This window comes from Mesorhizobium loti CJ3sym, from assembly GCF_000472785.1.
Taxonomy (GTDB): Bacteria; Pseudomonadota; Alphaproteobacteria; order Rhizobiales; family Rhizobiaceae; genus Mesorhizobium; species Mesorhizobium loti_E.
In genome coordinates, this window is the sequence record NZ_KI421462.1 from 13,702 (window position 1) to 26,160 (window position 12,459).

Genomic DNA, 12,459 nt, shown 5'->3' on the forward strand with positions numbered 1-12,459 from the left:
TTCCCAGCTGAGTGTAGTCTGCGTCGGTTGCTGCCCGCGCTTTCTGTCTCTTCGTGCGTTAGAGAAGCGTCGCTTCACTGGCGCCACCAATCGTAAGACAACCTGAGAGATTTGAGGGTATGGAGCCGAAACGGGGAACACTAGCATGGTGGCCGGAGCGCAAGTGTTGGTTTCGATACTGGCGCTTTCATTTGCGCCGACAGTTACAAGATTTGCTAGGTAGCGGGAACAAGCGATGAAAACAATTTTTCGTTTTGAGGGTGAACTCAAGGCCTGCAGCGGATTTTCGGTAGCAAAAGTCGTTTAGCTCGGTTCCGACCGGAGAAATGGCAATAGCAACATCCCTCGATACAATCACCCAATCTAAAGTCCAGACAGGGAGGGGGAACTCGGCTTTGAAATTATAACGCTACTAGCGCCACATTCAGGCCACGCAAGGTTGCGCGCGCAAGGAGACCAGGCGCTGCCTCCCTGTCTTATCGAGACATGTTTTGGATCGATGTGACGGCCTCGGATCTCTGCCTTGGCGTTTTGTTCGAATGCCACCGAATGCCAAGAATTGGTCTTGCCACGCGAACGAAAGGAAGCCGACTTCGGTCGTTGATCCGAGTGCCCCTTGCGGATGCCAACACGAGTTACCCGGCCTTCAAGGCAACGGTTCAGAGTGGAGCGCGTCGCTCGCAGTCCTAGATACGCTGTTGGCGATCAAAGGGCAGCGAGGTTGACACCCACCAGACGATGACCGGGATGAGGACATCCTGCTGCGATCTGAGTTGACGATGGACAACAAAAGCGATGTCAAAGGTAGCAAGACGCACGACATCTCAAAGGGAGAAACCTAGCATGTTTCAGCACACCCCATGGATTGGCACCGAATACACAAATGGCTTGTCTGGTTGCAAAGTAGTCGTTGTCGGAAACACGCATTGGTCTGAAGATGGCGAAGTCGACGATCAGGACTGCACGATCAAAACCGTCTCTGAAGTGTGCATTGGCGCCTACGACAAGATTGCATTCTTCAATCAGATCAGAGGCTATTTTGGGTTCACCGATGCAAGCGAATTTTGGAATCGTGTGGTGTTTTTCAACTACGCACCACGGTGCATTGGGACGCGAGCAAATCGCTATGACGCCATTCCTCCGTCCTTGGCAGATGAGGCGAAAGCGAGGTTTCTCAAAATCTTGGAAGAGAAAAAACCAGATAAGGTTTTTGTATTCAGCTCTGCAGTCCGTTGGATGTTACCGGTGAGGGACGTCGAAATGCTTAAAGTGGCGCTAAATAACGCGCGTGTTGGCAGACTTTTGGATAGCGACCTCTCCTCACCAATTTATATGTTGCGGCACCCAGAGCGGGCGTCGAAGCAGGAGATGACTGAAACGGTTTCGGCGCTTATGGAAAATTGTTAGGCGAGGCGCCAGCCCGACGGTCGTGATGCCGACGATGTTGCGATGCTGCCCTTCCGCACTCTTGTGCAGCTTGAATTTCGGCGGACGTGAGTGATAACGACATTGTCTTCCGAGTAAAACATCGTGCATGAGTTGGCGCGGGCAGGTGGTAGATGGCTTTTATCTTCTACGATACCGAAACGACGGGAGCTGACCGGGCTTTCGACCAGATTCTCCAGTTCGCGGCGGCGGTGACCGATGACGATCTGAACGTCGTCGATCAGTTCGAGATACGATCACGGCTGCTACCTCACATCATTCCTTCACCGGGAGCAATGGTTGTCACCGCCGTCAGCGTCGACCAGTTGTTCGATCCACAGCTACCTTCTCACTTTGACATGTCCAAGCGGATCCATGACGTGATGACGGCGTGGTCCCCGGCAACGATCGTTGGTTATAACTCGATTACCTTCGACGAAGAGCTCCTTAGGCGAGCTCTATATTCGTCGCTTTTGCCGATTTACCTGACCAACACCGGTGGAAATTCACGGCTCGACGTCTTGCCTCTCATGGTTGCCGCGCACGCCTTCGCGCCTGACGGATTTCAGTGGCCTATAAATGAGAAGGGACGAGTGAGTTTCAAGCTCGATCGGCTAGCGCCTGCCAACGGCTTTGACCACAGCAAAGCTCACGATGCTCTCGCTGACGTCCATGCCACGGTTCATTTGGCCAGGCTTATCCGCGAGCGCGCACCCGCAGTCTGGAACTCGGCAATGTCATATCGGACAAAAGCTCTGGCGACTGAATACGTCGAAACCAATGCCGCGTTCGTCGCGACACGGCTGCGATTTGGACAGTGTTCTTCGAACCTGGTGACGGCTCTTGGGGTCAACACAGAAAACACTGGCGAGCTGTTCGTCCTTGATCTCAGACAAGACCCCGACGCCCTCGTATCGATGGGCGAGGACGAGTTGGCAGCGCTTATTTTTAGCAAACCGCGGCCAGTGTCTTCTCTGAAGCTGAACGCATGTCCGTTGTTCATGCCGATCGATGTTGTTGGCTCGAAGGCTTCAGGCTATGAGCTCGGTCTCGATGAGATTAACCGGCGAGCCGAACTGGTGCGCAGCAATGGTCAACTCCGGCAACGTCTGATCTCGGCTGTCAAAGCGAACCGTGTCCCATTCTCGGAGAGCCCGCACGTCGAGGAGCAAATTTACGGCAGCTTCTATTCTTCGACCGACCAGTCGCTGATTGATGAGTTCCATCGCATGGACTGGCCGCGTCGGTTCGATATCTGCATGGAATTTTCTGACCGACGCTTGCGGGCGCTGTCACGGCGCATCGTTTTTTTTGAGGCGCCACATGTCATGCCTGAGAAGATGCGCGCGGACTACAACCGCGCGATTGCAGCACGCATTCATTCTCGGACAGAGACGTCGGGACGCTGGACCACATTGGATGAAGCGATCGAGACAGCAACGCAGATGCTAGCTGACGTTGTGCCGAGCCGCAGGGCCGTCCTGAAAGACCATTTGGCTAAATTGACGGCCTGGCGAGAAGAAGCAACGTTGGCGCTGCACGTTTAGGATGCCCGTTGTCGGCGGCTTTGAACCCATCGCGCCACCTGCCTTATTCTCGCAATTCTAGCTCAGCGCCTGATCGGCTCCTGCACAACCCCAATGCAACACTCGACGAGCACATTTGAGGCGGGATGTCTCATCGTTGCACCTTCGTCCAGATACGCCATCACAAGTGCAACTCCCCGACGACAAATTTTGCCAAACGGAAGGCTGAATTAGGGTCTGAAGAAGGGTTCTGACTTTGCAGCACTAGGAGAACCATATCCATGGACAACGTTGAGCACGGGAAGATCCCACGATCGACGATCATAAAGCTAGCACGCCTGTTACCGGTGGTTGGTGTTGACTATTCGAGCCGCGATTACGACGCAGACCTGTTTAGAACCATCGACCCTCGGCCCGTTCAAAGGGCCACCGTCATGGACAATGATGTGACGTTGAGCGCGTTGCCTGTGGATGCATTCGATGCGAAATTGCGTTGCGAGAATTGCTGCCTATCGTCCATGAGGACTGGGTCAGTGAAACATATGCCTCAGAAATCGACTGTCTTGATGGCGAAGGTGAGCACGGTGTCGGGATGGGGCGTCATGGCTACATCCGCGCCGATCGTGAATTCATAGAAAGCCCCACACTCGAACTAGATCGCTATCGCGAGGGTGTCCGCTGGCTTCTGAGCTAGGGTTCGCAGGCGAGCTCACTGGAGGGCTCGAGCACTGGACTGCTGCAACGTGACACGGCGCATTACGGTGCTCTCTGACGGTCAACCCTGAGGCGTGGCGAGTGAATTCGGCGCCCGGCGACGGATGCAGTCTTGCGACACCTCCTGACGTGGAAGACATCGGTTAGTCCTTGGACCTCAGAACCGCCCTTTAACGCGGGCGACGGCGCGGGCGAGCCGACCATTCAGACTGGCCATCTGCTCGCGCTCCCTCTCCAGTCGCTCGAATATGGGCAGGTAGGCGAGACCGTGCTCGCCCTGCGCCTGCATCAGCCGGGCTAACGTGCCGAGCGCATCATCGATCTGTTCAATCGTAATTTTGGTCATGGCCTGCCCTGCTCGACCAGCAATCGTGGACTGCCCGTTGTCACGATGTTCGACGCGCCATTCCCATAGCGCCGGAGAAGGTCGCCCTTTAGCGCGGGCGATGGCCATTGCCAGACGATTGTCCAGGCTGGCCATCTGCTCCCGCTCTCGCTCCAGGCGTTCGAAGATAGGCAGGTAGGCTAGGCCGCGCCCGCCCGGCCACTGCATCAGCCCGGCCACTGTAGCGAGGGCATCATCGATCTGTTCAATCATAATTTTGGTCATAGCCTGCCCTGGTCGACCGGCCGGACGCTTCCGCCGTCGGCGCGATTCGAATCTCATCCTGTCACCCGGCTTCCCCTTTGGATCGATGATCGAATGCGGTCGTCAGGAAGAGAAGGATCACGCGATCCTCGACCCCCGCAATCTGTAGTTCAGCAACCACCCGCCCGCTTGCCGCACCACGTTGCGATGATTTCCCCCGCTACGGCAAGGGCGTGCCTATCTAGCATGGTCGAAAGGGCACTTCTGAGCATGAGTATCGATCGGAGCGGGCTGGTTCTGGCTGTTAGTTCAAGAGCCACCGCGGTAGTAGTGTGGCAAGAGAGGTGGGAACTCTGACTAGCTTCAACAAAATCAATAACTTACGCTTAGTTTTGTAACATTGTGACGATCCAGGAAAGGACCACCCAATCGCCTTGGGTTGACCTGCCGCTGCGCTAAAGACCTATTGAGCTTTGTCCTTACGAAGCGCGCGGTTCTGCTTGTTCGCTCCCAAAGCGTTCCCGATCAAGCCTCCAATAAACGCGACTGCTCCAGCCACCCAGCCCCAGATTGCGATCCCGGTGCCAGCCACTGTCAGTCCCATGGCCGGAATGAAAAACACAGCCAGGAGCCAGATGAGCAATCCCCCTGCGGTCCAGCGCCGGGTCGTGGTGCTAAGCGCAGCGGAACCCAGCCTGCGTATGACGGCCGATAGAAACTCCGATGTGGAGCGTAGAGGACAGTCGGCGGGCGTGTCGAGTTAGATCGGGGCCTCGACGGTCCATTTTCTTGCCAGCATGGATGACCAGAGTGAGCAGGGTGTTCTTCAGCGCGTTGAAAAAGGCCGGGTCGCCGATCAGGCGGGCCTAGTTGAAACCGGGTGCGACCTTCACGGCAGGGTGCGCGCGGCCCGGAAGGAAATCGGGAACGAACTGATGATCGGCCACAGCCAGAAGACCTAGAAGATCAGCAGGTAGGGCGCCAGGAAATGATAGTCCGTGGCGTTCCGATAGCGCATCGTCGCCTACTTGCCTCAGGCTGTTCCACAGACCGCCGGCTTCTTGTTTTCAGATCTCAAACCTGTTGCCGGAGCATTAAGTCGCCGCCAACGCATCCGGAGGCCAGAACAACCAGGCAAAGGCGGCCCTCGAGCTCCTCGATAACTGGCTTGCCCACCGCGGTCTGAGGCCGTAGGACACGCCGACGCCCTAAGGAGCATCATATGTTTAAAATCCGTTTGCTGAGCGGCGCGATCGTTCTTATTGCGACGGCGACACTTGTGCCTAGTTCGCGAGCGGGAGCTGAGGACAGGACGACATGGACCTACGATGCCACGGGGAAATATGCAGGGACTTATCTTTGCACCCCTGAGGCCGTCGGCGGCGTCATGTTTGAGGAGCGATCGAAACGGTGGGTGGGCGCGGTCTTCAACCCAGCCGAGGGCACCTTCATCCTCCAGATCGCGAAGCTGGATGACATCACCATCGACATGTATGGGGAAGTGGAAGGCGCGACGGCCTACAAGATGACCCTAAAGGAGCCAGGGGCCCGGTCGTCGAAATTCTGCGAACCGGTGCCCATCAGCAACCCAGGAACGATCGATGACGCGCACGTAAAAAGCGCGTTCATCTCGTTTGGCCAGATCAGCTGCTCAGACTTAGTATTAACTGAGGTCTACAAGTTCAATCTCGAAAAGCTGCGGTTTATGTCCATCTACGCCGATGGTTACCTCTCCCCCGCGGATTTCGAGGACTACGACCGTCCCCACATCGCCGTTGGTAAATGCACGAAGATTGACTGATTTAGCCGGACTTCTGCCCCGGTGAAGGCATTGCAGGAGAAAGAGCATGACTAGTCGGAACACCAGAGGTGATCGATGATCGAGGGCTTCTTTGTCGGCGCGCTGGTGGGCGTTGCACATCAGGGGCCGCGTCGCGATTTGTTCGGAGGTATGTGGCAGTAATTACGGGCCACGGTGCGGTGTTTATACTAAGAGCGATTCGGCTTGGGCGGCAACCATTGCGGTTATCGCCTTGCCGAGGTCGTTTGCTATCACTGAGGCGTGCCCGTCCGGACAAAAGGGCGCGACGTGAGCCGCGCCCTTTGCAAAATGTTGTCGGCGATCGGTGGGGCTACTGTAACCAGCAGCCAGCAACACGACCTATCCATTCACCAGTGTCACCAGCGTGAGGGACTTGGTGCTCCATCACGCCACCTGTCGTGTGTCGACGGGCACGCGGATTCGTGGCTTGTTCTGTTCCAGCGACCCCTGGCGGCTCTAGGTGTGCCCTCGAAATCAGGGCCGGCTTCTAACCAGTCTCGGCTTTTCGCCGCGAACCACTTCTCGTCTGTAGCGCACGGTCTGTTTGTCACGCCACCTCGGTGGCTATAGAAGCCAAGGTTGCTAGCGGTGTTGACCCGCTCTTGCTTAGTCCCGATCATTTCCTTGACCATTGCGACGGTGAGTCCCGGCCACGGGTCGCGAGGTGCCCCGACAATCGCCGCTAGGGCATCAATTGCAAGGTAGCAGTCTAGCACTTGGTGTAACAGGCGATCAGCAATCAGTTCGGTTACCCCGTAGTTGGGGTTGTTTCCTGAGCGTCGGGCGTCGTCGATCTCGGTCCGCGCGCGGTCGCGAATAGCATCTAGGGGTGTGGTCATTATGTTGGAACTCCTTGGTCAGCCGACAGGAGCGTCGGAATTTACCCTATAGCGGTCTCGCTGCTCTCGATTTGGAACACACTGTTCATAATTTGTTGACAGAGGCTTCACGATCGCCGGCCATATCTCGGCGGCCATGAGCGCCTCGACGATCAGGTCTGGCGCTTTGCCGCTGAAGGCACAAGGTTCGATCGCGGCTAGTGCCAGGATGAATCGTTCTCATGTGTTGTTCGGGACGTTGGGTGTCCACACGGCATGACGAACTATTCGAGTGCGCTCCTTAGAACCGCCCATACAGGGGCAGCGCCGTCATATTGCCGGCGTCTGCAGCTTTCTTCTTAGCCCGCTGTGTCTCGTCCAACAGACGCCAGGAACGGGCGTGCAGATGGAACAGTGCGTCAACAGCAGTTTGGAGAAATTCAATATGCTGCAGTGACCGCGGACCTGCCTGGTGGTCATTTTGTTCACCGGCATCTGTCGCAGGCTGGTGCGAAAGAAAGTCTTAAGGCCTGTCTCGGCTCACGCCGGGACGGGCCTTTTCGTTTGAGGCGTAGTAACATGGATCGACGAGGCTATTGGTATTCGCCTTCCCCTGATCCTGCTCGTCATCTCGGCCGGTTTTCGGCTAGGGGCCGAACTGTGATCGCCGGGAGCGCCGTGGGAGCTATTCCTGGCGCGCTGGAATTTGAGGATCGTGGCGTCGGGGTCCGGCTCTAGCGGCTCATGCCCCGGCTCTTCGTGCCAGAAGACCTGGCGTAAGTCACGCTGATCGACCTTCTGGCCGCAGTTCGGGCAGTTGTAGAAATGGCCCTCTTCGCGGATGAGGTCGCCGCCGTGCAGCTTGCCGGGGATCGGGGGGCCTAGATCCGATAGCTTCGTCATAGATATCGAACTTTCAATTCGTCTAAAATGTTCCGGAACTATATCAGCGCATGCTAATTGAATCGCGGTTTTGCGAGTCTGTGCATGCGTTTGAAGTTCATCGCCCCGTTGATGCCGACCTTGGTCGAGACGCCGCCCGCGGGCGACGACTGGATTCACGAGGTGAAGTTCGACGGCTACCGATCGCAAATGATCATCGATGACGATGGCACAAGGATCTACACGCGCAACGGCCACGACTGGACGGCGAAATATCGCGACCTGATGAAAGAGGCCGCCGGCCTCGGCGCCGAAAGCGCCATCATCGACGGAGAGATCATTGTGCTGAACGACGCCGGCCTGTCGGACTTCGGCGAGTTGCGCAAGGCGATCACCCGTCGGCAGCACGACCTCTATTTCGTCGCCTTCGATATACTCCACCTCAACGGCCACGATTTGCGCGACATGGCGCTTGAGGAGCGTCGGGAGATCCTGGCCAGCATGATCGAGCCTGGCGGCCGTATCCAGTTCAGCGAGCAGCTGCCGGGCGAGGCCAAGGCAATCTTCCACCTAGTCGACCAAACCGGCCTGGAAGGCATGGTGTCGAAGCGCAAGGACAGCAAATACCGCAGCGGCCCGTCTACGAACTGGCTGAAGGCGAAGTGCTATTCCATCGACGAATATGAACTGCTCGGCGTCGAGCGTGAGGCGGGCAAGCCGGCCTTCGCCCTCATGGCGGAGCGTGGCACCCGCCGCTATGTCGGCAGCGCCTTCATCACGTTGAACCGGGAGATGCGCGAACGCCTCTGGGAACGTGTCCAAGAGCGCTCAGGCACGGCACCGAAGGGCATGGAGCGGCCGGCGACGCAGTGGGTCAAGCCGGGCCTCATTGGCCGCGTGAAGCACTTGCGCGGTGAGGAGGTTTTGCGTCATGCCTCGCTTCAGGATTTTCGCGAGGAGAAGGGTGGAGTTTGAGTCATGCCGATCCGACGAAAGGCGGTCGACGCTGGTATCTTTGACTCATCCGAACTGGCCTTGTTGGGGCGAGTCTTCGAGCAACTTAAGCGTGACGACCAATCGACCGAAGCGCGCGAAGGGCTCGCATCTCGCATCATTGCAAACTACATGGCTGGCGTGATTGACGAAGCAGAACTGGCTTCGCTTTCGAGGCAGCCTTTGGGCCGATAGCGGCACCTATAGCATTCGGCCGGCGCGGATCATGGCTCGCGCTATCGCAAGCTCGGCTTCGACCTTGGCGTTCTCCTTCTGGGTCATGTTGTCGGCGGCAATGAGCCGCTTCAGTGATCGCAGCACCTCGCCGCGGGTCCAGCCGACCTCCAACATGCAATCGACGATCGCCTGAAAGCCGGCTCCATCGCCTCTTGGCATTCGATCGATCGATCTTGATATTCCTCTTGGTGCCTAGGCGGGTTAATCATGCAGTTCCATCCGCGCTGCTATCCTCATCGAGCCCATAAGGCACAGGGAGATACGCATTGGCAATGAGCCAATCACTGATGATCGTTTTGATAAGATCGGACTTCGGCATTTGCATCTCGGCTGCAATGCCTAACAGCGAATCCTCTACCTTTGGATCGAGATCGATGCCGTCGGTGTTTCTGATCATAAGCGCGGCCCTTCGCAGCATGATTTGAAGGTCAGCACGGGGGATCTCGGCGATGCGGTCGGATGCGCCATGAAGTTCTTCTGCGAAGGTCGAGCGGGTCATTGGTGCCTTCCTCCTGAAAGATATTGGTCCCCGTCCCCACGATGCCCGAGACAGAACCAGCGGGGCGGTCCCTTTGGCCTTGCAAAGCCAAACGGCGCCCGGATGCCACATCCGGCATGCTCGCAGGCATGGTTTTCGATTCGTGTGCGCTCGCGTGGAACTGCTGTCATGCCCTCAGCAAGTCTGGATGGCTCGTCGCTCATAGGAGTGCAATCGGCTCGATCATCCCGGCGTGGTCGTTGGGCTTCTTGTTTATGGCGGCAGCATTGACCTCTCGACCGACACGATAGAATTGCAGGTTGCTATCGATGTCGTGGCTGAGGATTTCCTTCAGATCGCCAGTAGGCGTGTTCGGATCGAGCCAAGCATCATAATAGGCCGGATCGAGAATGAGCGGCTGGCGATCGTGGATTTGATTGACCGGCGCGGCGGACGGCTCGGTGATGATGGTGCAGCTTGTGATATCGAGGTTCGAGTTGTAGGCCCAGAGGCCAGCAAATGAGAACGGTGTATGGCCAGGCTGGAAAAAGTGCCACGGGTCTCGCTTCTTGTCGGCCGGCGATATTGTCCACTCGTAATATCCGTCGGCCGGGATGAGACAGCGCTTTGACTTGAAGGCGTCACGGAAGGCAGGTGTCGTGTCGACGCCCTCTATACGGGCATTGAACGTCGTAGCCTTTGGCATTTCGTTTGCCCAGAACGGCACCAGCCACCATCTACCAGTGCGTAGCTTGTGGTTGCCGTCTTCCCTAGCCGTTATGAACGGGACATCATCAGTAGGCGCGATGTTGTAGCGAGGGACATCGTTACGCCCTGTCTCGGCCGGCGCCGTCAGTCGGTAGAGCCGGTGGATTTCCGACCAGGACAGGTATCGGGTATAGCGACCACACATATCTTGCCCCTAGTTGCGCAGGATCTCCGGCACGCTGAGCGGGCCGAGATCGAGGATACGCTTATATTCATCCAAGCGGGGCCAGACGCCGCGTATCTTTCCATTCTCCCGGTCGCGCTTCGGGTTGAACGCCTCGCCGCAGAAATGGTCACGGAAAGCCTTGGCCGCCTCGGCATCGGTGAAGCAGTGCAGCCGATAGTTTTCATACTTGCCATTCGGCCACACCGCCTGCACCTGCCTGATCTGAAACGTCATCCCACGGTCCTGACAGAACTTTGTGATCATCGTGAAGTTCCGGTCGGTGCAGAGGTCATCCGGCAGGGCAACCTGGTGCGGCCACTTCTGGTCAATCACCGATGGCGCCGGAATGCTGCGACCCCGAGCTACCAAGACGCTCGCCCGACGAAGCTCTCATCCTGCAGACGCATTGCCGCTATCGTCAGAGCAATTGCGGTGTTGGCGGGCGGCTTCTCCATATGAAGCCGGCCATCGAAGTGACGCCATGCAGCCACGCTTCCATAACCATCGCTTTCATCTCGGTCACGCTCCAGATTAATCAGGCGTGCGTCGCAGGGCGCTTGGTCGATTTCAATTGTCCAGCCCTGAAGGGACTTCTGGGTGAGTGCTGCTACCTCGGCCAGATTGCTGGTCAGGTAGGGCAGGCCCATTTCGGCAGCCTCTTCTGGAGTCCCTGGCTCAGTTATCCAGCCCATTACATAGCAGATGTCGATGTCGAGTTGACGGTCGGGACTATCGATGGTTTCGAGACGCTCAATGATAGAGGGATACAGTTTCTGTCGTTCGGGCCATGTCGTCGGGTTGGCTGTTTTCGCCTTAGGCTCTCCAGGTCCGGTGCCCAAAGCTCTATCCCTGACCACCTTGTCTTCGGGCCATCCGGCACAGCATGCCTCGCACGCAGCACGCTCGGCCTCATACCAAACGCCGGCTTTGTCATCCATCTCCTCACTCGGCGCCGCATCCTTGGGAAAGCCCTTCATTTCCCAGAGCTCTACCGCGAGCATGCCGTTCATGGCGTCCTTGTAGGAAATTCCAGAGCCTTCGAAAACTGCCTCTGCAGCGGCTATCCCGCGGGCAAGTTCTTCAGTGGTTGCTCTCTCAATGCACAAGCGAAGTGTCATTTCCGCCTCCTGTGGCTATCCTGCCAGTAGTGAACAAAATGAGAACATGAGAGTCAATACCCCTTGACCCGACAGGAATATGTTCCTTATTCCAAGGAATCTGAGCAGGAAATGGGCTATGGGAAAGCGCCAAAACGCGCCGGCCGGCGAAGCTATGCCGGAACTAGAATTGGCTGCCCGGCAGGCCCTTGCTGCTGCCAACGGCGATTCTGTGGTTGCCTTGCTAAATGCCCTTGCCAGGTGCGCTCGGCTCGAGCGCGACCTGGCCCTGTCGCGCGCGGCGGTCTCGAACGGCTATTCTCGCGGCTGGCACAAGGCGCGTTCCTAGATGGTGGATACGGCCGAGGACAATTTTCGGATCGAGGTTTGGGATAGCGAGGAGAAGACTCATCTCGAAACCATATGCCGGTCTCCCGACGCGATGGTCAGTCAGGCTGCCTGGCAGGCCGCTATCCGGCGCAGGCCTGGCATGCTGCTGATCCACTACAACAGCCGGCACATCATGGAAAAGCTCATCACGCCGGGCGAAGTGAAGGTCCCGCCTCAAACAATCATCAATGGCAGCGTCCATGCCGCCCTGGACGTGGCCCTTGGCGACCTTCGCGAATGGCACACACTGCGCGCCTGGTGCAAGTGCTCGCACCATGCGGAGGTGAAGCCCGCCGGCCTAATCAGACGATACGGCAAGGGTGCGGTGCTCGGCACCGTCGAAAGAGCGCTATTCTGCACGAGTTGCGACAGAGGAGGCCCGGTTCGACTGGAGATCCACAAGCTGCCGCGGAGATAGCTTAGAAAGGCCGGCAGATCGCCGACTCCGACCGCTTCACCGCCCCCAGCCGGTGACAAGTTGCCACCAAATCGCTGGCGATGGCCGAGGAGATCGGCGACAAGGTGCGGATCGAGGAGATCACGCCGAAGGTGAG

12 protein-coding genes and 1 pseudogene are annotated in these 12,459 nt (G+C 57.5%); 6 read left to right on the top strand and 7 right to left on the bottom strand.

The features are described from left to right. Window positions 1-843: 843 nt before the first annotated feature. Together A3A9_RS0136500 and A3A9_RS40895 are read left to right on the top strand one after the other, a co-directional pair. The gene (locus tag A3A9_RS0136500) at window positions 844-1,407 is read left to right on the top strand and encodes a hypothetical protein (protein ID WP_027062836.1); all 564 of its coding nucleotides are present in this window, start codon (window positions 844-846) and stop codon (window positions 1,405-1,407) included. Between the two features lie 152 nt (window positions 1,408-1,559). After that, complete coding sequence (locus A3A9_RS40895) at window positions 1,560-2,972, top strand: exonuclease domain-containing protein (protein ID WP_051371536.1); 1,413 nt, start codon at window positions 1,560-1,562, stop codon at window positions 2,970-2,972. 850 nt (window positions 2,973-3,822) lie between these two features. On the opposite strand, the gene A3A9_RS0136515 is transcribed toward A3A9_RS40895, so the two are convergent. Next, window positions 3,823-4,275, bottom strand: coding sequence for a hypothetical protein (locus A3A9_RS0136515; RefSeq protein ID WP_033839192.1), 453 nt, complete (start codon window positions 4,273-4,275; stop codon window positions 3,823-3,825). Window positions 4,276-5,054: 779 nt separating this feature from the next. Continuing rightward, window positions 5,055-5,272: pseudogene (locus A3A9_RS46455) on the bottom strand (carbohydrate ABC transporter permease); the annotation flags it as partial. A 204-nt stretch (window positions 5,273-5,476) separates the two neighbouring features. Here A3A9_RS46455 and A3A9_RS0136530 point away from each other — a divergent pair. The 3 genes from A3A9_RS0136530 to A3A9_RS0136550 all read left to right on the top strand — a co-directional run bounded on the left by A3A9_RS0136530 (window position 5,477) and on the right by A3A9_RS0136550 (window position 8,964). Beyond that, window positions 5,477-6,055, top strand: a complete 579-nt coding sequence (locus A3A9_RS0136530; protein WP_027062840.1) for a hypothetical protein — start codon at window positions 5,477-5,479, stop codon at window positions 6,053-6,055. 1,826 nt (window positions 6,056-7,881) lie between these two features. Next, on the top strand, window positions 7,882-8,751 hold the full coding sequence (locus A3A9_RS0136545; protein ID WP_027062841.1) for an RNA ligase family protein: 870 nt from the start codon (window positions 7,882-7,884) through the stop codon (window positions 8,749-8,751). 3 nt (window positions 8,752-8,754) lie between these two features. After that, window positions 8,755-8,964, top strand: coding sequence for a hypothetical protein (locus tag A3A9_RS0136550; RefSeq protein ID WP_027062842.1), 210 nt, complete (start codon window positions 8,755-8,757; stop codon window positions 8,962-8,964). Window positions 8,965-8,970: 6 nt separating this feature from the next. Here the strand turns inward: A3A9_RS0136550 and A3A9_RS41625 are convergent, their stop codons facing one another. From A3A9_RS41625 to A3A9_RS0136575, 5 genes are all read right to left on the bottom strand, one after another. Beyond that, window positions 8,971-9,165 carry a DivIVA domain-containing protein gene (locus tag A3A9_RS41625; protein WP_245279230.1) on the bottom strand — a complete coding sequence of 65 codons (195 nt, stop codon included), beginning with the start codon at window positions 9,163-9,165 and terminating at the stop codon, window positions 8,971-8,973. Between the two features lie 46 nt (window positions 9,166-9,211). Further along, on the bottom strand, window positions 9,212-9,505 hold the full coding sequence (locus A3A9_RS0136560) for a hypothetical protein (RefSeq protein WP_027062843.1): 294 nt from the start codon (window positions 9,503-9,505) through the stop codon (window positions 9,212-9,214). Between the two features lie 199 nt (window positions 9,506-9,704). Beyond that, on the bottom strand, window positions 9,705-10,397 hold the full coding sequence (locus A3A9_RS0136565) for an SOS response-associated peptidase (protein WP_051371538.1): 693 nt from the start codon (window positions 10,395-10,397) through the stop codon (window positions 9,705-9,707). A gap of 9 nt (window positions 10,398-10,406) precedes the next feature. Beyond that, window positions 10,407-10,751, bottom strand: coding sequence for a hypothetical protein (locus tag A3A9_RS0136570; protein ID WP_027062845.1), 345 nt, complete (start codon window positions 10,749-10,751; stop codon window positions 10,407-10,409). Window positions 10,752-10,780: 29 nt separating this feature from the next. Next, window positions 10,781-11,536 carry a hypothetical protein gene (locus A3A9_RS0136575; RefSeq protein ID WP_027062846.1) on the bottom strand — a complete coding sequence of 252 codons (756 nt, stop codon included), beginning with the start codon at window positions 11,534-11,536 and terminating at the stop codon, window positions 10,781-10,783. Window positions 11,537-11,864: 328 nt separating this feature from the next. Between A3A9_RS0136575 and A3A9_RS0136585 the strand changes: the two genes are divergently transcribed. Further along, the gene (locus tag A3A9_RS0136585) at window positions 11,865-12,323 is read left to right on the top strand and encodes a hypothetical protein (RefSeq protein ID WP_027062848.1); all 459 of its coding nucleotides are present in this window, start codon (window positions 11,865-11,867) and stop codon (window positions 12,321-12,323) included. Window positions 12,324-12,459: the final 136 nt, after the last annotated feature.